Consider the following 20,460-nt stretch of genomic DNA (forward strand, 5'->3'; position numbering starts at 1 on the left):
TCGCTCGTTGAAAATGGCTCCGATTCTACCCGCTATGAAGGATCTCGTTCACACATGACCATAGGTGAATACCTATGGTACGCAAAGCCGGGGAAAGTGCCGAATCGCCGCCGCCGAAGCAAAAATTCCCCCACCCGCGGCCCAAACCGGCGCTATCGACCGCATTCATCGCACCGAATACCATGGACATTCACCTGTTGACCATATCCACAACCCCCTCGCAACCATAGCCGTTCACCCTCGTACCATATACACAGCACCTAACGACCACGGAAGGTAACCACATTTACCAAGGACGTTCACCTTTAGCGCCGCAAACCCTTATACAGCAAGGCTCGGCGGAAGCTAAAGGTTTACTAAACTAGTAAAGCGTCATTAGTAAACACAACCCCCCGCGTGCCTCTGGAAAAACCATTCCCGTTCACCACTCTTGCCATCGGTCAATAAAAGCCCTAAAAAACAGCGGCTTAGCAGAATAGGGCGACGCCTATGGCAAGACGCAACGAAAGGCTATCCATCCGGAAAGGTCCATTCCCATGGTTGACCTGAAAATCGTTCCTTTCCAACCCTGCCACATGATTTAAAAAAACACTAATATTCAATGACTTATCGACGTATATCGTGGGACGGGAAGAAGGAAAAAGCATTTCCTCAAGGTGAACGTCCATGGTTTTGCCTTCAGGTGAACATCCATGGTCGCTTTTTCGCGATTCGTGAAAGTTTTACTTTCCGACAGCTTGAAGGACAAAAGAGGCTGGCAGGGCTTCCGGGCTCGCAAAGGTACACGTCCATGGTTCGTTACATAGGTGAACATTTATGGGATTTTGCCGAAATTTCGTTCCGTTCTTGGTGAAGGGCCGGAAATGCGGATTTCGAACGGTTGTTTTCCTTGGGAAAAGTCCTGTTTTACGTAAAGGTGAACGTTTATGGGACGATTTTCCGATCGTGCCGACAACGCTATCTTTTTCAGAAAGACCGACCGTGGCGAAGACGGGTGAAAAGTGAATGTCCATGGTTCTGAAGGTGAACGTCCATGGTCGCGTTTTCTGGAGTGCGTGTCGGTTGCGTGGCTTCGTGCATTCTTTCGGCCAATGCTTTCTGGTCTATTTCTCTCCATCGGTCCAGATGTTAAGGTGCCGGTTGGCTCGAACGGCACGGTCTGGTCACCAGAAGGATGCGCTTGGAAGCAGCTTCGACCCGGGAAAGGTCAATCTCTATGGTTCGATAGCCGGCAATTCCGGGGATCCCGGTACACTATGCGAACATTGCCGTGCACCTTGAGGTTGTCGTACGGCGGGGCGCGGAACCGGCCCGAGAGGCGAGGTGAAAAGCGGCGACCAGTCGTTTGCGAGCGACATGCGGGGATCGGGTGACAGATATCGGAGATAATGTCACCTTTGCCGTGCTCCCCGGCGGCTGACAGTTGGCGCTTAACGAGGTTGACAGGTATGGCGAGCGGTACTCGTGCAGCGAAAGACACCCAGATAGCGTTGTTCCAGGCGGCCGAACCGCCGGAGCCTTTCAAGAAGGCCGTGCAGGCGGTGCATATCGCACCGAAGTCGGGCGCGATCACGCTGCAGCAGGCAAAAATGTTCAACGCGTTGATCAAGAACGCGATCGCCCAGAATACCGAAGATCAGCGCCTTACCTTCGAATATTCGCTGCGGAATCTGATCGACGACGTCGGGCTCAACAGCAATAACCGCAATTACGTCAAAGCGACGATCAATTCCCTGGTGGGTACGGTGGTCAACTGGGATCATCTGATGCCCGATAGCCGCAGTATCTGGAAAGCCTCGGGCCTGCTCTCCGGCGCGGAAATCGACGGCTCGCGCCTTCGCTACAATTTCTCCGATCAGATCCGCGAACTTTTGTTGAATCCGGTGATGTATGCGCTGATCGACATGCGCATCACGCGGCAATTCAAGCGCGGCCACTCGCTCACCTTGTGGGAAAACGTCGTGCGTTACGAGGGGGTCGGTCGAACCGGCCGTATCCCGGTGAAGACGTTCCGCGAATTGTTTCTCGGGCAGGACTCGAACAAGAGTTCCTATCGGGAATACAAGATTTTCAAAAGCCGGATCCTGATTCCCGCGATGCGGGAGGTCAACGAGGTGACCGATCATACCGTGGAGTTGATTGAATACAAGAACGGGCGCTCGGTCGCGGAAGTTCAGTTCACGATCATGCGAAAGCCCGAGGCCAAGACGGAGGAAGAGGTCGATCCGGCGATATTGCAGTCCGTCACCAAGCTCGGCGTATTGCCCTCCGAGGCACGTCGCCTGATGAGCGAATATGGCGGTGAGCGGGTGCAGCAGGCGGTCGCCTATATCAAGGAGCGCATGTCGAAGCGCAACGCTCCGCCGGTGGACAATGTGGGTGCCTATTTCCGCCGCACGCTCGCCGAAGGCTGGGGGGCGACCGCTGCCGCCACCGAGCCAAAGGCCGCCATGGCGGCAGCGAAGGGGCCCGCCTCCGGTTTATCGCCGGTCGAACTTCGCGAACGGTACATCGCCCATCGCATTCCCCTCGCCAAGGCATATTTTGGCGAACTGGCCGTCGAGGACCAGACCCAACTGATCGACAACTACAACGAAACGGCAACGCTCAAGCAGTTGAAGATATCGAAGTCGAAGAAATCGACGACCGTGGCGGAGAAAAGCTTCTTCACGTGGCTGGGACATACGACCTGGGGCGAACCCAGCGACAGCGATCTGTTGCAGTTCCTGCTGAACGGCGGTTCACCGGAAGCCGTCCCCGCTGCCTGAATCGCTGCCTAGGCAGGCGAGGTGCTGTCCAGGCCGAACTTCGCCTTGATTTCGCTGATCAAGCTGTCTCGATGCTTCGTATCGTCGAAGCGGATGTCCAGCACGACGCGGCCAGAATCCCATTCCTTCAGCGTACCGAGTTCGCGTCCGTTGCTGGCCACGATCCGGTACTGGCGCGACAGTTGTTTTTTCGGCCGCTTGCCCAGTTCCGCATTTTTTCTGATGGATTCCACTTTTCTGAAAGTAAGATTTTCCGTCACGATCCGGTTCGCCAGATGTTCCGTTGCGCGCGCATCGCTGGCTTTCAGGAACAATGTCAGTTCATAGGCGGTGTTGATGCCGAAATGAGCGGAATGCTCCTGGATCGTGTCGCGGACGCCCGCCGGTAGATCGAGCAGGGACAGCAATTTACTGATCTTGGTCGCGTTCTCTCCAGCGATCGATACCAGCTCCTCGTCGGTTGCCGCAATGCCGTTATCGCGAAGCTTTTGCAGGCCGAGCGCGACGTCCAGTACCGTCTCCCCTTCCCGCTCATGGTTCAACGCCTTCGACAGGCGGTAGAAATCGACGGGTTCCAGATCGTCGAGCACGCAGCACTCCATCTGCTTTCGCCCGATCGATTGCATCGCGAGCCGCCGATAGTGGCCGTCGATCAGCAGATACTTGCCTGGATGGCGCCGATCGGGGGTGACCAGAACGGGTACCAATTGCCCTTCTTTCTGAATCGATACCGCCCGCGCTTCGATGGCTTCGGGATTGTAAAAGCTGCGGCTGTTCAGCGGGTTGCTTTGCAGGGAATCGATCGGCAATGTCGCGAAACGCTGATGTACGCCCTTCTCGGCGACCAGATTGGCGACGTCCGCCGCAACCCCCGTGGGGGCGGACGCAGCGACGCCGCGCTTGTCGTCGCGCGCGACGTCGGACGTTTCAGGCTCTGCTGCGGGAACGAGCAAACCGTTGGGACGATCGCCTATGACCTTTTCCGCCTTCGAAAACCGGTCTTCCAGGGCAGTGCGCATCTCGCCATCGCGGTGAATACCCCGGCTCAGCGAGCCCAGAAAATTTTTCTTTTCAGCCATAACTTATTCCTTAAATAAGTTCAAGGATTTCATCCGTGAGGGCTTTTACCTCTCGCGAAGCTTCTTTTCCGCCGGATATCGTATGAACCGATTGTCCCGTGGTTTCCGCTTCTTTGAAGGCCGCGCGTAGACCGAGGCGCGATTTCAGCATTGGCACTGCTTCGTCCATGCCGAGATGCTGAAAGACCTGTTTGACGATCGAGACGTTCTGGTACATGTTCGGTAGCGTTCGAACCAAAAGCGTCTCGTTGTTCGCCACTGCCGTAGCCGCGAGTTTTTTCGCTTCCTCGATCGCCCACAGGTTCCCGCCCGACCCGCCCACCGGAATGATGGCCAGGTCGGAAATCAGTAGTGCCACCGAGGGCGCGAGCGATTGGATAGCAGGTGGGCAGTCGATGACGATGTAATCATAGTCCGCCACGAATTTCCGTATTTCGCGGTGAGCCGACGCCGCCATCATGCTGAGATTGATCGCCGTCGTCTTGACAGGCTTCTCTTCCGAGGCCATCGATGCCCAAATCGTCGCGGTTCCTTGTGGGTCGAGGTCCACCAGTAGAGACTTCTTTCCCCGCAAGGCGAGAGTCTCAGCCAGATTGCAACTGACCATCGTTTTACCGGCACCGCCTTTCTGGTTGAAGACGGTGATGATTTTGGCTGCCATCGGGCGGATCTCCTGATTCGGATCGAGGTAAGGAAGCGACTTTCTACGTAGAAAGTAACGGTCGACATGCATGTATCATATAGCGAGTTTAACTACACGAAATCTGGATCGAAAAAATTATCCGTAAAGACGATGATTGAGAGGGTTTTCATGAGGTTTTGTGGTTGAAGTTCAGCTTTGGCATATGCAGACATGCCCTGTTGCCTGTTTGGCATCGAACGTTCGGTAGATAGAAAAACCGCCATTGTCAGCTTGGCCCGTTAGCTCGTATTCTTTCGAAAGAACAGCGAGTTCTGTTCGAAAGGAAACGGGTCAGTCAGTGGTCCCCTGCTACGCATCATGGATGCGACCGCCACGACTGGATCTTTCTACGTAGAAAGTCGGGCCGCCAGATGACATGTCGTCTTGATTCGGTCTTGCTACGCTACAGTCCTAGTCTCTCCGGCAAGGCGACAATGCGGCGAAATCGCCGAATCCAAAACCGCGGTAGCGCAACGATGGTCCTGGATACGTTGGACGATGCCGGGACCGCGGCTGTTTCCTCCAGCAAAGTCGACTGATGACTGATCTGTGCGCATAGCCTATCAGCCGCTTTGACGAAAAACGAGATGTCGTAATAAAAGAAATTTCTTAAATGAGCCTCGATCTGTGATGTCTTGGAAAGTTGACCAGGACACGCTCGGAATCACGTATTGATTATTCGTTTTGGCATGCACACAACGGTTTTCTCTGCGGAGACGAAGCCGCCCTATTCATTTGACCGGCAAGTCGTCGTGAACGCTCCCCATACGCACGCGACCATCGGCATACAAGGCATCAAACGGGTGGCGGGGTTGCACAATGCACTGTTGGACGACGATCCAGAGGCCCGTTTGTTCAACGCCGACGGCCCGTCACGACATTTTGCGCTGGGGCAATGGCAAGCCACAGACGGACAGGTAGTCCCCCACGTCGGTGTAATGGAAGCAGAAATTCACGGTTATTTTGTCCAGCTGATCCCAATGGACGACACAGCTTATTCGAGAACCACTTTGATCGTAGGTTGGTTGGCTAGGTGCCGCGTGACGGCTCAGGAATGGACAATAATGCCCAGCCACATCTTGCGGTCAACTTCATTTTTGATGCAAAAGTAATTGTGAAATCAGCTGTTGATAGTCACGTGTTGGTGCGCCATATCATGTGACGCTAGCTCAGTGTAGCGTTTCGCATAGGGATGGGTTCGTCGTACAAATCGGCTTGCGCAACTCGTGAGCGCTGCTGATACACGCCATTGTCTGATGATGCGCGTGGCCCGGTATGGTGATATCAGCTGCTGATAAACGTCTTAAAGCGCAAAAGGATTCGGCCGTTTCACCTAAAAATCTTGGCTTTATCCAGTGTATCGCGCAGAAAACGGAGCGGCGTACGTAACCTGCTGGCGAACGGTGGCCAGGGGTTGACCTTCCCCCTACTTTCTACGTAGAAAGTAGGGGGAAGTGATAAAATAAATAATATAATTAAAATATATATTAATCTTTTTTTTATAAGCGTTTGATTTCATTGAATAAATTTCATCCATCTTCGACTTGTTTTGAATGTCCCGACAGGTGCTAACCAGCAAACCAATAGAGACAGTTCCCTTCAACCTGCTGGAACAAACCACGCGGCGACTAGTCGACGCCGTTTTTGTTCAGTATTCGAGGGCAGTTAGCATCGGGAAAGCACGTCTCGTCGCGCGAAAAGCCGGCAGCCCGTGATCGCGCAGTGCCCGAATAAGCTGGAGCCGCTCAATCCCCGGAATGCATCGAAAGCGAAGCGGGCGCCGCATGACTGCAACCATCGGACGTCTCAGACCAGCCAAGTCGAACAAATAAGCCATTGATACGATTCGATAAAATGCGAGAACAGACCTGACATCTTCAAATGGACACATAAAAGTTGCTAGGCTGATAACTTTCGGTCAGTATGGTCTCCTGGCGCAGCCGTCCCTTCCAAACAAGGCACCATTTTCTGGATAACGCTGCCGTGCCGCTTACCGCTGGATAGGAGCTTTCTTGCCAAAGCGCCTCGTTGATCACACCGTGGAACATCCTGCCCTCCCCCTTCCGGGCCGGTCGGGCCGCCGCGTTGGCCGCCATCATCTCGCGTTCATCAAAGGCTATTTCGAAGGGATCGATATCGCCGTTCTGGCCGAGCGCTATCTCGATGTGGGTCGGGACAGAAAAAAAGCACGTGTGGAGCGGCGCTGGATTCTCGACGAACTTATCGTGGCCGCGCGCCAGCGCGGGGATGTTTCCGCAATACGGCTGTTGAAACTTCCTGCCGGAGCACTACCCGAGAAAACGCCGGACGACGCGCCGCAGTCATTGGAGCGCTTTCGGGAGGAAATCGATCCCGATGGCGTCTATTCCGAGGCGGAACTTGTCGCGCTCTATGAAGAAACCGGCGTCCAGACCGCAGCCTCCCGCCGTCGCACCCGCACGGTGCGTCTACGGCGGCGGCAGCGCCTGTTGCTCGACACGCTGGAAGCATCGCTGGCCGAACCACCCCGTCCCGAACATCGCATCGGGGACTGGTTCGATTCGGCCATTGCCGCGCGCCTCGAAGCTGTCGAACTCGATACCGTGGAGAGACTGATCCAGTTCATTAATCGACACGGCTATCGATGGTACCGGCGCGTGCCGCGCGTCGGCGAGCAGACGGCGCTGCGGTTACGGGATTGGCTTCGCCGGCATGCAGGGGACCTCGCGCTTCGTATCGCACCCGAAAGCGAATTGCCGCGTGGCGCATGGCCGGTCGGCCTGCGCAAAGCGCGCGCTCATCGCATACCGGAAATGGCGCCGATCGATTTGTTCGACCCGCCGCAGGCCGCGGCCCGGGAAGACCGTGACGCGCTGCTTCGCGTTCTGGCAAGGCATGCCGCGCGACCGGCCACCTATCGCGCGTATCGGTTGCAGGCCGAACGCTTGCTATTGTGGATGTCGCTCGTGCGCGAGACGTCTCTGCGGCAAATGCAGGGTGCGGACGCCATGCTGTTTTTGCGTTTCGCAGCGGCGCCCACGCCGGTGCAGCGGTGGTGCGGTCCGAAGGCCGAACGCGGTAGCGGCGAGTGGCGGCCGTTCGAGCGTGCGCTGCCCGCCCCGGGTCTGGCGCTTGCCCGGCGTGTTCTCAGCAGTCTCTGCGCCCGGCTGGTCGAAGAGGCGTATTTGACGACGAATCCTTTCGAGCAGCTTGCGCCGCCTCCCGCGGCGCCATCCGGTGAGACCGTCCCGCCACGCACTCGTATTTCGCGAAAGATACCCGCGACGCTCGACGACCTGTGCATGCTGCCAGGCGACGACCTGCGGTCACTGCGTCTGCGTGTACTGTTTTTGCTGTTGCGCGATACCGGTCTTTCGCTGGAAGCGATGACCCGTTTGCGTGTGGCGTCGCTTGCCAACTGGCCGTGGTCCGGTTCAGTGCCGCCAGACGCGAGGCGGCCGAATGCGGTGCGGGGCGTTTCGGGCGCCCGATCCGTCGCGCCCTTGCCCGTTCCCGTTCCCGTTCCCGACGCGCCGCGCATCGTGGTGTCCCGTAGCACGAGGGCTGCGCTCGACGCCTATTTCCATGCAAGGCGCCTGGACCCGACGCAACCGTGCAATCGCGATGTGCCGCTGATTGGACGGCACATCGTGCGAGGCGCGGCGGACGGCGCGATCTCCGGCGCATCGGTGACGCCCAATGTGTTGGCGCGCGCGATCGCATCCTTTTTGGCTGGCCGTAGCGCGGGATGCCGCCCCGCGGCGGCACCGCCCCCGGCGACGCCGGTCATGCCCCTGCCCGCCGTCTCGTTTCGCTCCCTCCGCCAGCAGGCACGCGGCCGTCTGCGTGATGCGCGTCGCGGTGGGTTAGCCCGGGACGAGAAAGCAAATGAATGCGACAAGCCGCCGCAGACCGAAGCTTGACAAATATCGTAAGCTTCAATTTCCAGACGAAACCGATTTTTTCCACACAACAAAAAGATATCCACAGATTTTGTGGATATCTCTGTTGACTAGATTCCGAAAGCGTCAGTAAGTCACTGATTCGAGGAGAATCTTTCTGAAACGTATCGGCGGGAGCAAATCGCACGCGCGATAGGCACATCCCCGGCTTCCGGCGCCCCGCGAAAATCCTGTAAAACCACTGCAAAATCGCGAAGATAGCGTCAGGCCCGGCAGGTTGAGCCACGCAATATCCCATCCCCGCCACGCGGACGGCGCATGAGAAGTCAGAAATCCCTCTGGCCCACTTCAACGGCTTGCCCCTCTCGTTTCCCATAAATACCTTCCCGCCTTGGCGGGGATCCAGTCAGCGGAATTTTTGGTGCTTGACGGCATTCAGCTTTGTTGGATAAAACACAAGAAGACGCTCCACCGGAAATCCTGTCCCGCCGAGTTTCACAGGCATGCCGGGTTTTCTGACTGGCCGAGGCCGGGCGTTACGCCCATGCAAGGCGTACGCACCGCACGGCGCGATACGCGCGCAAGCGCGCAAGGCCTACGGCAGGTTCCCGCATCATCACCGCTACTTTCCAAGATATGGACCCTATCGGACGTACCCTTCTCGAGCAAGCCGCGCAACTTGCCGCTCATACCGAGGACGCGCCGCGCATGACGCGGCTGTACCTGAGCGAACAGCATCGCGGCTGCGGCGACCTGCTGATCGCCTGGATGACGGCCGCGGGCATGACGGCGGGGTTCGACGCGCTCGGCAATGTCGTGGGCCGCTACGCGGGCACCGATCCCGCCGCGCCTGCCCTGATGCTCGGCTCGCATCTGGATACCGTGCGCAATGCCGGGCGCTACGACGGCATGCTGGGCGTGCTGAGCGCGATCGCCTGTGTCGCGGAATTGAACCGGCGCGGACGCCGTTTTCCGGGCGCCATCGAGGTGATCGCGTTCGGCGACGAGGAAGGCGTGCGTTTTGGGGTGACGATGATCGGATCGGGCGCGATGGCCGGGCGCTTCCGTCCCGACTGGCTCGATAAGACCGATCGCGACGACATAACGATGCGCGATGCGCTCCTGGCCTTCGGCGCCGACCCGGATGGCTGGCCGGCGCTGGCACGCGACTTCGCCCACGTGCGCGCGTATGCGGAGCTGCATATCGAACAAGGCCCGGTGCTGCTCGAGGCGGGTCTGCCGGCGGGCATCGTCAGTGCGATTGCCGGCAGCACGCGCGTCATGGTGGACCTTGCCGGCCGCGCCGGCCATGCGGGAACCGTGCCGATGAACGCGCGCCGCGACGCCCTGGCCGCCGCCGCGGAAATGGTGCTCGCGGGCGAGAACGTGGCACGCGAGTGGCCGACGCCTTTGGTATGCACGACCGGCAAGCTGGACGTGAACGGCGGCGCGATCAATGTCGTGCCCGGCAAAACCACCTTCAGTTTCGACGTGCGCTCGGGGGACGACGCCCAGCGCGAAGCCGCGGTGCGTGAGCTGCGGCGCCGCTGCGAGGAGATCGCCGCGCGACGCGAGGTCGAGATCGCCTGGCAGACCTTGCTCGAACTTCCCGCCGCGCCTTGCGACGGCGCATTGCGCGCAACGCTGGCGCGCGCTTTCGAAACGGAATCCGTACCGGTCACGGAACTGGCGAGCGGCGCCGGCCATGACGCGATGAGCTTCAGCGGCCGCACGCCGATCGCCATGCTCTTTCTGCGCTGCGGCAATGGCGGCATCAGTCACCATCCCGATGAAACGGTCGACGCCGACGATATCGAGACAGGCGTGCGTCTGTTCGGTCGTTTTATCGAGATGACTGCGGGTGAGACGCCTGCGGGCGAAACGACCGCAGGCGAAACGCCGGCCCCTCACACGGCCGTTGTCGGCTGATCGCCGTGCCTCGCGTCGCCGGACAACCGCAACGCTTTTCTTACCAGGATTCATCATCATGACCGAGTCGCAGGGCACTGCGTACGTCGCCGCCGCGCTGACGCTGCAAGGCTATGCGCTATCGGAGGATGCGGTACGGGATGTGCGTGAACAATTCGCGCGCATCGCCCAGATCGCGGAGGCATTCGTCGAGTTGCCCCTGCCCGCCGCACTGGAATCCGCCGCGGTGTTTCGCGCATGACCGCCTCCTCCGGCGCTACCCCTCCTGTCCCCCTCTCGGCGCGCGACCTTGCCCGCGATGTCCGCGATCGCACATCGCGGGCGACGGAGGGTGTCGCGCGAACGCTGGCCGACATCCGTGCACGCGACGTGCGCTACAACAGCTTCACCCACGTGGGCGAGCAACGCGCCCGCGCCGAAGCGAGTCGGGTGGATGCGCGTATCGATCAAGGCGACCCGGTGGGTCCGCTGGCCGGCGTGCCGATCGCGGTGAAGAACCTGTTCGACCTGACCGGCGTCACGACCCTGGCCGGCGCCCGGTTGCGCGCCGAAGATGCGCCGGCCAGCGCGGATGCCATCCTCGTCAAACGTCTCGTGAACGCCGGCGCGGTCGTGGTGGGTGCGTTGAACATGGACGAACACGCCTACGGCTTCACGACCGAAAACACGCATTTCGGCGCGTGCCGCAATCCGCACGACCCGGCGCGGATCGCGGGCGGATCGTCCGGCGGCAGTGCCGCGGCGGTGGCGGCCGGGTTCGTGCCGCTCACGCTTGGCTCGGATACCAATGGCTCGATCCGCGTGCCGGCATCGTGTTGCGGTGTCTTCGGCCTCAAGCCGACCTTTGGCAGGCTGCCGAGAACCGGCAGCTTTCCGTTCGTCAACAGCCTGGACCACCTCGGCCCATTCGCGGCGACGGTCGCCGATCTTGCCCTGGCGTACGATATCCTGCAGGGTCCCGACGCGGCCGACCCGGCCTGCGCGCAGCGCGCGCCCGAGCCGGTGTCGGCGCGGTTGTCCGACCGCCCGCGCCTCGCGCGGGTGGCAATCCTCGGCGGATATTTCCATAGCTGGGCGAACGAAGCGGCCCGGGCGGCAGTGCAGCGGGCCGCCGATGGCCTGGGCGCGGTGGAGACGATCGCGCTTCCCGGCGCCGAACAGGCGCGCGCCGCGGCATTCATCATCACCGCGGCCGAAGGCGGTGCGCTGCACCGGCAGCGTCTGATCAAGGAATACGATGCGTACGAGCCGCTTTCGCGGGCCCGGCTGGTGGCGGGCAGCCTGGTGCCGGCGAGCTGGGTGATGCAGGCGCAGCGCGTCCGTCAGCAATTCCGTGAGACCGTGCGGCAGGTATTCGCGAATTACGATCTGCTGCTCGCCGCGGCCACGCCGGTGGCGGCGCCCCGCATCGGCACCGAGTGGCTCGACATCAACGGCCAGCGGGTGCCGATGCGCGCGACGCTTGGCGTCCTGACGCAGCCGATTTCCTGTATCGGCCTGCCTGTCAGCGTCGTGCCCGTGTGGTCGGGCATCGGCGTCGATGCGCATTTGCCGATCGGGGTGCAGCTCATCGGCGCGCCCTGGCGCGAAGCCGATTGCCTGGCGGCCGCCTATGCGCTGGAACAGCGCGGGATCGCGGAATTCCGCCTGGCACCCAGCTGACGCCGCGCGCCGGGCCGGGTGGTCAGCCCGGCATCCGGATCGGATCGGCATGTCGGTCGTCGTAAAAAAGGAGATTCGCCATGGTCCTGCCCGTTTCACTGGACACCCTGCACGAGGAGGCGCGCCTTGCACGCGAAGCCGCCTACGCGCCCTACTCGAAATTCAAGGTGGGCGCCGCGCTGCTCACGCGCGACGGCCAGGTGTTTCGCGGCTGCAATGTCGAAAACGCCGCCTACGGCCTGTGCAACTGCGCCGAGCGCACGGCTTTTTTCGCCGCGGTAGCGGCGGGACACACGCGGGGCGATTTCGTCGCGCTTGCCGTGATCGGAGACACGCCGGGGCCGATTTCCCCCTGCGGTGCCTGTCGCCAGGTCATCTTTGAACTGGGCGGACCCGAACTGCCGATACAGCTCGGGAACCTGACCGACGCGAAGCGTCTGACCACGGCCGATGCGCTGTTGCCCGAGGGCTTTTCTTTCTAGACGAGAAGGCCGATGAAACGCCACCAGATCATTTACGATACCGACCCGGGCGTCGACGACGCGATGGCCCTGCTGTTTCTCGCGGCCCACCCCGATGTCGCGTTGCGCGGCGTCACGACGGTCTTCGGCAACGGAACGCTGGCGACGACGACGCGAAACGCGCTTCATCTGACGGAACATTTCGCCGCGGGCACGCCGGTGTTCGCCGGTGCGGCCGGACCACTGGCAGGCACGCCACGCCCCCCGGTCTCCTGGATCCACGGCGACGATGCGATGGGCGACATCGCCGCCCGCCAACCGCCGTCCCGGCAGGTGGAAACGCGCCCTGCGCATCGTTTCATCATCGATGCGGTACGCGCCGAGCCCGGCACGATCGCCCTGATTGCCGTCGGGCCACTCACCAATCTCGCGCGGGCATTGCACGAGGCGCCGGATATCGCCGGTTTGGTGAAGGCGGTGTACGTGATGGGCGGCGCCTTCGGCTTTCATGGCATGGGCGGCAACGTAACGCCCTGCGCGGAAGCTAATATTCTGTGTGATCCGGACGCCGCCGATCGGGTTTTCGGCGCCGGCTGGCCGGTGACCCTCATCGGTCTGGACGTGACGCAACGCACGCTGATGATGCAGGAAGACCTGGCGCACCTGCGTGACGCGGCGGGAGCGGCAGGGCGTTTCATCTGGGACGCGACGCGCATCTACCAGCATTTCCACCAGCGCAGCGCCGGCTTCGCCGGTATCTATGTTCACGATTCCTCGGCGGTGGCCTGCTGCGTCGCCCCGGAACTCTATACCGTGCGCCGTGGGCCGGTGCGCGTGGTGTGCGAGGGTCTCGCGATCGGGCAGACGATTCAAAAACCGCTGGCCTCGCCGGTTCCGGCGCCGGCGTGGGACGACCGGCCGCCGCAGGACGTGTGCGTCGATGTCGACGTCGCCGGCTTTCTGGCGCTTTACCGTCGCGTCCTCGTGGGGAACCGCAGACACGCCGTCGACTGACAACGCGGCCGTGCCAAGCAGACCGGAGGGATCCGGTGGAGAATGGAACGATGTCGGCCCGGCGCGATATTCCCCGCTGCCTCCCTTCCCCTCCCGTCGCTTCTCATCCCACAAAAGGAATCTCGATGACTCACTACAAGGCCCTGCACGATCGCTACACTTCCATGCCCTATCGTCGCGTCGGTAAAAGCGGACTGGTATTGCCGGCGCTTTCGCTGGGGCTGTGGCACAACTTCGGCGACAGCACCTCCATCGAGACGCAACGCTCCCTGCTGCGCACGGCCTTCGACCTGGGCATCAATCATTTCGATCTCGCCAACAACTACGGCCCGCCGTACGGCAGCGCCGAAACCAATTTCGGGCGCCTGCTGCGCGAGGATTTCAAGCCGTACCGCGATGAACTGATCATTTCCAGCAAGGCCGGCTGGGATATGTGGCCGGGACCGTACGGCAAGGGCGGCGGCTCCCGCAAATACGTGCTGGCCAGCCTGGACCAGAGCTTGCAGCGCCTGGGACTGGACTATGTGGATATCTTCTATTCCCATCGCTTCGACGCCCATACGCCCCTGGAAGAGACAGCGGGCGCGCTGGCCAGCGCGGTGCAGCAAGGCAAGGCGCTCTACATCGGCATCTCCTCCTATTCCGCCGGCAAGACGCGGGAAATGGCCGCGCTGCTGCGCGAATGGAAAGTGCCGCTGCTGATTCATCAGCCATCCTACAATATGCTCAACCGCTGGATCGAGAAGGATCTGCTGGACGCGACCGAGGAAGTGGGCGCGGGCGTGATCGCCTTCACGCCGCTGGCGCAGGGTCTGCTGACCGGAAAATACCTGCAGGGCGTGCCCGACGACGCCCGCGTCAACCGGCCGGGCGGCGGCTCGCTGCGGCCCGGACATTTGTCCGACGAAAACATTGCGCGGGCTCGCGCGTTGAACGACATCGCCCGCCAGCGCGGCCAGAGTCTCGCGCAACTGGCGCTTGCATGGACGCTGCGCGACCCGCGCGTGACCTCGGCGCTGATCGGGGCGAGCCGTCCGGAGCAAATCCAGGAGAATGTGGGCGCATTGCGCAATCTCGCGTTCACCGAGCAGGAATTGACGGCCATCGACCAATACGCGGTTGAAGGCGGCATCAATCTCTGGGAAAAACCGTCGAGCGATCACGCGATCTGAACGCTAGGCGCACGAGGGCGCGGCCGCGCCGGCATGCGTGGCAAACCGCTTGCGATATTCCGCCGGGCTGACGCCCACGATCCGGCGGAAATGGTGGCGCATCGTCGTCCCCGTGCCGAGTCCGGTGTGCGACGCGATCAGGTCCACCGGCAACGCGGTGCTCTCCAGCAGTTCCCGCGCGCGGTCCACGCGGGCGCGGCACACCCAGTCGGCCGGCGTGACGCCCGTCGCCGCACGAAAGCGCCGCATGAAGGTCCGTTCGCTCATGGCCGCCAGCGCCGCCAGTTCCGCGATCCGGAACGGCGCGTCGAGCCGGGCGCGCATGGTCTCGAGCAGCGGCGACAGCGAGCCCTTCTGGCGCGGCGCGACGGGCGCGTCGATGAACTGCGCCTGGCCGCCGCTGCGGTGCGGCGCGATGACCAGACGGCGCGCGACATGGTTGGCGATGGCGGCCCCGTAATCGCGCCGCACCATATGCAGATACAGGTCGAGCCCCGCGGCGCTGCCCGCCGACGTCAGGATCTGCCCCTCGTCCACATAGAGCACATCGGGATCCACCCGTATTCGGGGATACGCGCGTTGCAGCGCCTCGGCGTAGCACCAGTGCGTCGTCGCCTGCCTGCCGTCGAGCAGGCCCGTGGCGGCGAGCACGAAGGATCCCGAACAGATCGACAACAGTCGCGCGCCGCGGGCATGCGCCGCGCGCAGCGTGGCGACGAGCGCGGGCGGTACCGGGCAGTCGCTCGCCCGCCATCCCGGAATGACGATCGTGCCCGCGCGGTCCAGCAGGTCGAGGCCGCCGTCCACCTCCATGCTCATGCCGTATTGTCCCGAAATGCACCGTCCGTCCAGCGAGCAGCTGGCGAAGCGGTACCAGTCGGGCCCGAGTTCGGGCCGCGGCAGACCGAAGATCTCCGCCGCGCAGGAGAACTCGAACGCGCACAGCCCGTCGTAGACCAGCGCGACCACGGTGCGATTGAAGTCCTTCGGCGGCTTCGCGACGTTTGGCATCATTTGATCGGTAAATGGCAATACCGCCAATTGTGCAGCAGCGCTACGCCGGGAACAATACGTCTCACCGATCAGCCCGGAGCCTCACCATGTCCGACCCCCTCCTTCAGCCTGTTTCCCTTTCCGCTTCCTGTCCTGTCCTGGATTCTGTCCCGGATTTTGCGCCCCGCCCCGCTCCCAACGCCGTCACGCTGGTTCCCGCGGCGCCGAGCGACGTCGCGATCCGCCATTTCGAGACCACGCTGCAATTCGAGACCGACTGCTGGGACGTCCACGAGGCGCTGCGCGCGGACGATCCCGGTTTCGTGCTGCTCGACGTGCGCAGCGCGGCGCTGTTCGAGAGCGGCCACGTGCCCGGCGCCGTCCACCTGCCGCAAGGCAAGATCGTCGCATCGCGGCTGCGGAACCATGCCCCCGACACCCTGTTCGTCACCTACTGCGCCGGGCCGCATTGCAACGGCGCCGCGCGCGCCGCCGCGAAGCTCGCCCGCCTGGGGTTTCCCGTCAAGATCATGGCCGGCGGCATCACCGGCTGGCACGACGAAGGTTTTGCAATGAACGTTTCCGGAGAAGTTCGATGAACTATGTGCTGTATTACTCCCCCGGCGCCGCGAGCATGGCGGTGCACTGGATGCTGATCGAACTCGGCGTACCGTTCGAAGCGCGGCTGATCGACATCGATACCGGCGCGCAGAAAACCGACGACTATCGGCGCCTGAATCCCGCCGGCCGGGTACCGACGCTGGTCGTTGACGGCGTACCGCATGGCGAATCCGCCGCCCTGCTGATGCTGCTCGCCGAGCGTCATCCCGACGCGGCGCTGGCCCCCGCGCCCGGCACGCCGCAGCGCGCCGAATGGCTGGAAACCATGGTGTATCTGGCCAACACCTTCCTGCCCGCGATGCGCGACTGGTTCTATGCCGATACCGATGGCGATCCCGCCGACGCGCACGCCGTCAGGGCGCTCGCCCGCCGGCGCATCGAAGGCGCGCTGGACCGGCTCGACAGCCGTCTTGCCGACGGGCGCCGCTACCTTGTCGGCGACGCGCTCGGGACGGCCGATTTTCTCGCCGTGGTACTGATGCGCTGGACGCGCAACATGCCGCGTCCGGCCACCACCTGGCCGCATTTATCGCTGTATATCAACCGGATGCGACGCCGGCCCTCGTTCATCGAACTGAATGTACGGGAAGGGCTGGTCGACTGGCAGAGCGCGCCCTAGCAAGCGCGCCGGAACTTCACACCCCGTACGCGCCGCGGTCATACCGCAATGCGCGCGCGCATGTGAACATGCGGCAGCGCAATGCCGCTCGGGTGCGCGTAGAGGTCCTCGCGCTCCTCGCCGAATCCCGCAGCCCGGTAGAATCCGACGGCGTTCAGGGCGGCGCATACGGTCAATTCGTCGATCTGCCGGCGACGCGCCAGCGCAAAGAGCGCCTGGATCAGCCGCTTGCCCACCCCTTCGCCGATATGGGCTGGGTCGACGAATACTGCATCGATTTCCCGGGCCGGCGCGTCGAGAGCGGCGTACCCCACCAATTTCTCGCCGTCCTCGGCGACGGCCACCGTGCGATCCGCCAGAAAGCGGGAATAGGCAGCCGGCGGCGGCGAGGCTGCCCAGATGCTGACGTCCGACGCCGGATAATGCGTCGCGCAAACGATGCCGACCGCCCGGCTCCGCAAGGCCCACAGCGTCGCGATATCGAAATCCGCAGGGAAGGTAATGTGCATCGAACCCTCATGTTGTAGGGTGCGATGCTAGCGCACCTCTAGCACAATGTCAGACTTCGGACACCACGTATCCCAATTCAAGGAGAGCGACATGGCGCACGGCGAGCACACCTACGACGTCTCGGTGCAATGGACCGGCAACCAGGGCAGCGGGACGTCGGGCTATAGTCATTACGGACGCGACCATGTGATCCGCGCGGCGGGCAAGCCCGATGTGCCGGGTTCGTCGGACCCCGTGTTTCGCGGAGACGCCGGACGGTGGAATCCCGAGGAACTCCTCGTCGCGGCGGCGGCGGCGTGTCACAAGCTCTGGTACCTGCACCTGTGCGCGGAGGCGGGCATCGTGGTGCTGGCTTACGTCGATCATGCCATCGGCACGATGGTCGAGGGCCCGCAATCGGGCGCGTTCGCGGGCATCACCCTGCGCCCGCAGGTGACGCTGCGCGTCGGGGACGACCGCGATCTGGCAGAGCGTCTGCATCATGTGGCGCATGAGAAATGCTACATCGCCAACTCGGTCAATTTCCCGATCGTCTGCGAGCCGACCAGCACGTTCTAGACGACCGGCCGTCACGATAAAGAACCGGGATTTCTGCGACATTTCGCCGCTTAAATACTGGCATGAAAATGCCGTTACCGATGGCACCCCTGCGGAGTGCCCCAGCCGGGCATCTCACGCAGCCTGTCGTCGTATGCCCCATCATCTTTTATCGCTACATGAGCTTATCCATCAAAGGACGTGTCGGACTGATTTCCGGTTTACTCGCCGCCGCGCTGGTGGCGGTGGGTGGCATCGGACTGTACGGATTGAGTCAGTCCAACGCGGCCCTGCAAAATACATTCAACAATCAGATGCCGGCGGTACGCGAGATCGGCGATGTCTCGTTATTCACCACGCGCGAGCGTCTGACCGCGCGCAACGCGCTCGATCGGATCGGCACCAACCTCGCCGAACCGTCGATCGCCAAGGCCCTCGCACTGCGCGAGAAAGCCGACACGGCATGGCAGCAATACATGAGCATCCGGAAATCGCCTCAATCAAAGGCGCTCGCGGACGCGACGCAAACAAAGCGGCTGGCGGTCCAGCAGATACTCGACCAGATCTACACGGCGATGCGCGCGCAGGACCGCGCGCGCGCCGCCCAGCTCACCGACACGACGCTGCAGCCCGCGTTCGAGGAGATGATCGGCGCCAACAACGCGCTGCAGGACTTCCTGAGAATCAAGGCCGAGAAGGGTTATCGGGACGCCATGTCCACGTTCGACATGGTGTCCATTTTCAGCATTCTGGCGCTGCTGGCGGGCATCGCCCTCGCCCTCTATTCGTGGATTTCGCTGCGGCGCGCGATCGGCCTGCCCCTGCAAGCCGCATTGGGGCATTTCGACGCCATCGCATCCGGCGATCTGCGCACGCGCATCGTGGCCTTCAGGAACGACGAAATGGGCGAGCTGATGCAGGGTCTCGAAAAAATGCAGGCGAGCCTGATCGGCACGGTCGCGTCCGTTCGTAGCGGCGGCGAATCGATCGCGACCGCCAGCCAGGAAATTGCCGCCGGCAACAACGACCTGGCCTCGCGCACCGAGGAACAGGCAGCGTCCCTGCAGCAGACCGCCGCGAGCATGGCGGAACTGACCGGCACGGTCAAACAGAACGCCGACAACGCGCGTCAGGCGAGCGGCCTCGCCGATGCGGCGCATGACGTCGCGCGGCAAGGCAGCGAGATCGTGGGGCAGGTGGTCGAGACGATGGCGGGCATCGACGAAAGCTCCGGCAAGATCGCGGACATCATCGGCATCATCGAGGGCATCGCTTTCCAGACCAATATCCTGGCGCTGAACGCGGCGGTGGAAGCCGCCCGCGCAGGCGAGCAGGGACGCGGTTTCGCGGTGGTGGCGGGGGAAGTACGCTCGCTGGCGCAACGCTCTTCCGCGGCCGCGAAGGAGATCAAGGGACTGATCGATATGTCGGGCGAGCGCGTGCGGACCGGCACCGATCTGGTCGCGCGGGCAGGCGAGACGATGACCCGGATCGGCACATCGATTCAGCGCGTGACCGATATCATGGGCGAGATCGCCTCGGCCTCGAACGAGCAGAGCCGCGGCATCGAGCAGGTCAACCAGGCCGTGACGCAGATGGACGGCGTCACCCAGCAGAACGCAGCGCTGGTCGAGCAAGCCGCGGCGGCGGCGGGATCGCTGCAGACGCAGGCTCAGAAGTTACGCGAAGTGGTCGCGGTTTTTCAGATGGAGCAGAGTCGGGCGCATGCGTCGTCGCCGCGCCAGGGCGATCACGCAAGGCCGGCCTCGCCCGCCTTCGCGTAACCACGTCCCGCTCCACAGAGCAGTGCCGCTACCGCGCGCGGCACGGAATGCCCTCGGGTGCGGTCCCCGGCCTTCAGGAGCGTTCCAGCGCGATCCAGCGCCGCACGGCGGGCCGCTGCCATTGATGCCGGGCATAATCGGCCAGTCGCTCCGGCATCGCGTCGCCATGCAAGGCGAGTCGGTTCAGCATGAGCGCGAGATCCAGATCGGCGATGCACCACTCACCGAAAAGGTCGGACGCGCCCGACGCCAGCAGAGCATCGGCCGTCGCGAAAAGCTTCCCGGCGGCATCGCGCGCGGCGTCCGACAGCGGCGCCTTTACCGCGCGGCAGAACACGACCTCCGTGGGCCGCTCGCTTCGGATCGACAGAAAATCGCTGCGCAGCCAGGCCTGCACCTGGCGCGCCAGCGCGCGCCGCCGCCGGTCCGCCGGATACAGACGCGGACCGTCGAAGACGTCATCAAGGTACTCCGTGATCGCCGACGATTCGGACAACGCGAAATCGCCGTGCACCAGCACCGGCACGCGCTGCGTCAGCAAGGCGCCGGCGAAATCCGGCCGGCGATGCGCGCGCTGCGCCAGGTCCACGGTCTCCACGCGAAACGGCAGGTCCTTCTCGTGCAGGGCCACGAACACGGACATCGCATAGGGGCTGACGAATTGCGCATCGGTGTACAAAAGCAGGTCTGACGATGTCACGGTTTTCTCCCGAAATAAACTGGTGTATAAGGTCGCGCCTTCGGCGAG

General features: G+C 62.5%; 18 protein-coding genes. 13 read left to right on the forward strand and 5 right to left on the reverse strand.

Features of this window, described 5'->3' with window-relative positions; all coding sequences use genetic code 11:
• Positions 1-1,448: 1,448 nt before the first annotated feature.
• Positions 1,449-2,768, forward strand: a complete 1,320-nt coding sequence (locus OVY01_RS03165) for a replication initiation protein (protein ID WP_267847645.1) — start codon at positions 1,449-1,451, stop codon at positions 2,766-2,768.
• A gap of 8 nt (positions 2,769-2,776) precedes the next feature.
• Here OVY01_RS03165 and OVY01_RS03170 read toward each other — a convergent pair whose 3' ends face one another.
• Both OVY01_RS03170 and OVY01_RS03175 read right to left on the reverse strand, forming a co-directional pair.
• A complete protein-coding gene (locus tag OVY01_RS03170) occupies positions 2,777-3,847 on the reverse strand; it encodes a ParB/RepB/Spo0J family partition protein (RefSeq protein WP_267845594.1) in 1,071 nt (356 codons plus the stop codon).
• A gap of 10 nt (positions 3,848-3,857) precedes the next feature.
• Complete coding sequence (locus OVY01_RS03175) at positions 3,858-4,508, reverse strand: AAA family ATPase (protein WP_267845596.1); 651 nt, start codon at positions 4,506-4,508, stop codon at positions 3,858-3,860.
• A 692-nt stretch (positions 4,509-5,200) separates the two neighbouring features.
• Between OVY01_RS03175 and OVY01_RS03180 the strand changes: the two genes are divergently transcribed.
• From OVY01_RS03180 to mgrA, 8 genes are all read left to right on the forward strand, one after another.
• Positions 5,201-5,641 (forward strand): hypothetical protein, encoded by a 441-nt coding sequence (locus OVY01_RS03180; protein WP_267845598.1) that lies wholly within the window; start codon positions 5,201-5,203, stop codon positions 5,639-5,641.
• A 927-nt stretch (positions 5,642-6,568) separates the two neighbouring features.
• The gene (locus OVY01_RS03185) at positions 6,569-8,431 is read left to right on the forward strand and encodes a phage integrase family protein (protein ID WP_267845599.1); all 1,863 of its coding nucleotides are present in this window, start codon (positions 6,569-6,571) and stop codon (positions 8,429-8,431) included.
• A gap of 615 nt (positions 8,432-9,046) precedes the next feature.
• On the forward strand, positions 9,047-10,339 hold the full coding sequence (locus tag OVY01_RS03190) for an allantoate amidohydrolase (RefSeq protein ID WP_267845600.1): 1,293 nt from the start codon (positions 9,047-9,049) through the stop codon (positions 10,337-10,339).
• A 58-nt stretch (positions 10,340-10,397) separates the two neighbouring features.
• Complete coding sequence (locus OVY01_RS03195) at positions 10,398-10,580, forward strand: DUF4089 domain-containing protein (RefSeq protein WP_267845601.1); 183 nt, start codon at positions 10,398-10,400, stop codon at positions 10,578-10,580.
• Positions 10,577-12,001, forward strand: a complete 1,425-nt coding sequence (locus tag OVY01_RS03200; RefSeq protein WP_267845602.1) for an AtzE family amidohydrolase — start codon at positions 10,577-10,579, stop codon at positions 11,999-12,001. The genes OVY01_RS03195 and OVY01_RS03200 overlap by 4 nt, the downstream gene beginning before the upstream one ends.
• Positions 12,002-12,081: 80 nt before the next feature.
• Complete coding sequence (locus tag OVY01_RS03205) at positions 12,082-12,483, forward strand: cytidine deaminase (RefSeq protein ID WP_267845603.1); 402 nt, start codon at positions 12,082-12,084, stop codon at positions 12,481-12,483.
• 12 nt (positions 12,484-12,495) lie between these two features.
• The gene (locus OVY01_RS03210; protein WP_267845604.1) at positions 12,496-13,476 is read left to right on the forward strand and encodes a nucleoside hydrolase; all 981 of its coding nucleotides are present in this window, start codon (positions 12,496-12,498) and stop codon (positions 13,474-13,476) included.
• A gap of 125 nt (positions 13,477-13,601) precedes the next feature.
• A complete protein-coding gene (mgrA, locus tag OVY01_RS03215) occupies positions 13,602-14,648 on the forward strand; it encodes an L-glyceraldehyde 3-phosphate reductase (protein WP_267845606.1) in 1,047 nt (348 codons plus the stop codon).
• 3 nt (positions 14,649-14,651) lie between these two features.
• On the opposite strand, the gene ftrA is transcribed toward mgrA, so the two are convergent.
• Positions 14,652-15,662, reverse strand: coding sequence for a transcriptional regulator FtrA (gene ftrA, locus OVY01_RS03220; RefSeq protein ID WP_267845607.1), 1,011 nt, complete (start codon positions 15,660-15,662; stop codon positions 14,652-14,654).
• An 86-nt stretch (positions 15,663-15,748) separates the two neighbouring features.
• On the opposite strand from ftrA, the gene OVY01_RS03225 reads away from it, so the two are divergent.
• Positions 15,749-16,240, forward strand: a complete 492-nt coding sequence (locus tag OVY01_RS03225) for a rhodanese-like domain-containing protein (RefSeq protein WP_267845608.1) — start codon at positions 15,749-15,751, stop codon at positions 16,238-16,240.
• On the forward strand, positions 16,237-16,881 hold the full coding sequence (locus OVY01_RS03230; RefSeq protein ID WP_267845609.1) for a glutathione S-transferase family protein: 645 nt from the start codon (positions 16,237-16,239) through the stop codon (positions 16,879-16,881). The genes OVY01_RS03225 and OVY01_RS03230 overlap by 4 nt, the downstream gene beginning before the upstream one ends.
• Before the next feature lie 38 nt (positions 16,882-16,919).
• Here OVY01_RS03230 and OVY01_RS03235 read toward each other — a convergent pair whose 3' ends face one another.
• Positions 16,920-17,390 (reverse strand): GNAT family N-acetyltransferase, encoded by a 471-nt coding sequence (locus OVY01_RS03235; protein ID WP_267845610.1) that lies wholly within the window; start codon positions 17,388-17,390, stop codon positions 16,920-16,922.
• Between the two features lie 91 nt (positions 17,391-17,481).
• On the opposite strand from OVY01_RS03235, the gene OVY01_RS03240 reads away from it, so the two are divergent.
• Together OVY01_RS03240 and OVY01_RS23055 are read left to right on the forward strand one after the other, a co-directional pair.
• Positions 17,482-17,949 (forward strand): OsmC family protein, encoded by a 468-nt coding sequence (locus tag OVY01_RS03240; protein ID WP_267845611.1) that lies wholly within the window; start codon positions 17,482-17,484, stop codon positions 17,947-17,949.
• A 158-nt stretch (positions 17,950-18,107) separates the two neighbouring features.
• Entirely contained in the window at positions 18,108-19,712 is a 1,605-nt protein-coding gene (locus tag OVY01_RS23055; RefSeq protein WP_284700733.1) for a methyl-accepting chemotaxis protein, read from the forward strand.
• A gap of 73 nt (positions 19,713-19,785) precedes the next feature.
• Here OVY01_RS23055 and yfcF read toward each other — a convergent pair whose 3' ends face one another.
• Positions 19,786-20,412, reverse strand: a complete 627-nt coding sequence (gene yfcF / locus OVY01_RS03255; protein WP_267845612.1) for a glutathione transferase — start codon at positions 20,410-20,412, stop codon at positions 19,786-19,788.
• Positions 20,413-20,460 lie beyond the last annotated feature (48 nt).

It is taken from the genome of Robbsia betulipollinis, from assembly GCF_026624755.1.
GTDB classification, from domain to species: domain Bacteria; phylum Pseudomonadota; class Gammaproteobacteria; order Burkholderiales; family Burkholderiaceae; genus Robbsia; species Robbsia betulipollinis.

Excerpts from the sequence above, each read along its gene's own strand:
- OVY01_RS03205 (WP_267845603.1), top strand. The coding sequence starts at position 12,082 with ATGGTCCTGCCCGTTTCACTGGACACCCTGCACGAGGAGGCGCGCCTT.
- OVY01_RS03170 (WP_267845594.1), bottom strand. The coding sequence starts at position 3,847 with ATGGCTGAAAAGAAAAATTTTCTGGGCTCGCTGAGCCGGGGTATTCAC.
- OVY01_RS03165 (WP_267847645.1), top strand. The coding sequence starts at position 1,449 with ATGGCGAGCGGTACTCGTGCAGCGAAAGACACCCAGATAGCGTTGTTC.
- OVY01_RS03210 (WP_267845604.1), top strand. The coding sequence starts at position 12,496 with ATGAAACGCCACCAGATCATTTACGATACCGACCCGGGCGTCGACGAC.
- OVY01_RS03200 (WP_267845602.1), top strand. The coding sequence starts at position 10,577 with ATGACCGCCTCCTCCGGCGCTACCCCTCCTGTCCCCCTCTCGGCGCGC.
- OVY01_RS03175 (WP_267845596.1), bottom strand. The coding sequence starts at position 4,508 with ATGGCAGCCAAAATCATCACCGTCTTCAACCAGAAAGGCGGTGCCGGT.
- OVY01_RS03240 (WP_267845611.1), top strand. The coding sequence starts at position 17,482 with ATGGCGCACGGCGAGCACACCTACGACGTCTCGGTGCAATGGACCGGC.
- OVY01_RS03190 (WP_267845600.1), top strand. The coding sequence starts at position 9,047 with ATGGACCCTATCGGACGTACCCTTCTCGAGCAAGCCGCGCAACTTGCC.
- OVY01_RS03225 (WP_267845608.1), top strand. The coding sequence starts at position 15,749 with ATGTCCGACCCCCTCCTTCAGCCTGTTTCCCTTTCCGCTTCCTGTCCT.
- ftrA (WP_267845607.1), bottom strand. The coding sequence starts at position 15,662 with ATGATGCCAAACGTCGCGAAGCCGCCGAAGGACTTCAATCGCACCGTG.
- OVY01_RS23055 (WP_284700733.1), top strand. The coding sequence starts at position 18,108 with ATGAGCTTATCCATCAAAGGACGTGTCGGACTGATTTCCGGTTTACTC.
- mgrA (WP_267845606.1), top strand. The coding sequence starts at position 13,602 with ATGACTCACTACAAGGCCCTGCACGATCGCTACACTTCCATGCCCTAT.
- OVY01_RS03195 (WP_267845601.1), top strand. The coding sequence starts at position 10,398 with ATGACCGAGTCGCAGGGCACTGCGTACGTCGCCGCCGCGCTGACGCTG.
- OVY01_RS03235 (WP_267845610.1), bottom strand. The coding sequence starts at position 17,390 with ATGCACATTACCTTCCCTGCGGATTTCGATATCGCGACGCTGTGGGCC.
- OVY01_RS03230 (WP_267845609.1), top strand. The coding sequence starts at position 16,237 with ATGAACTATGTGCTGTATTACTCCCCCGGCGCCGCGAGCATGGCGGTG.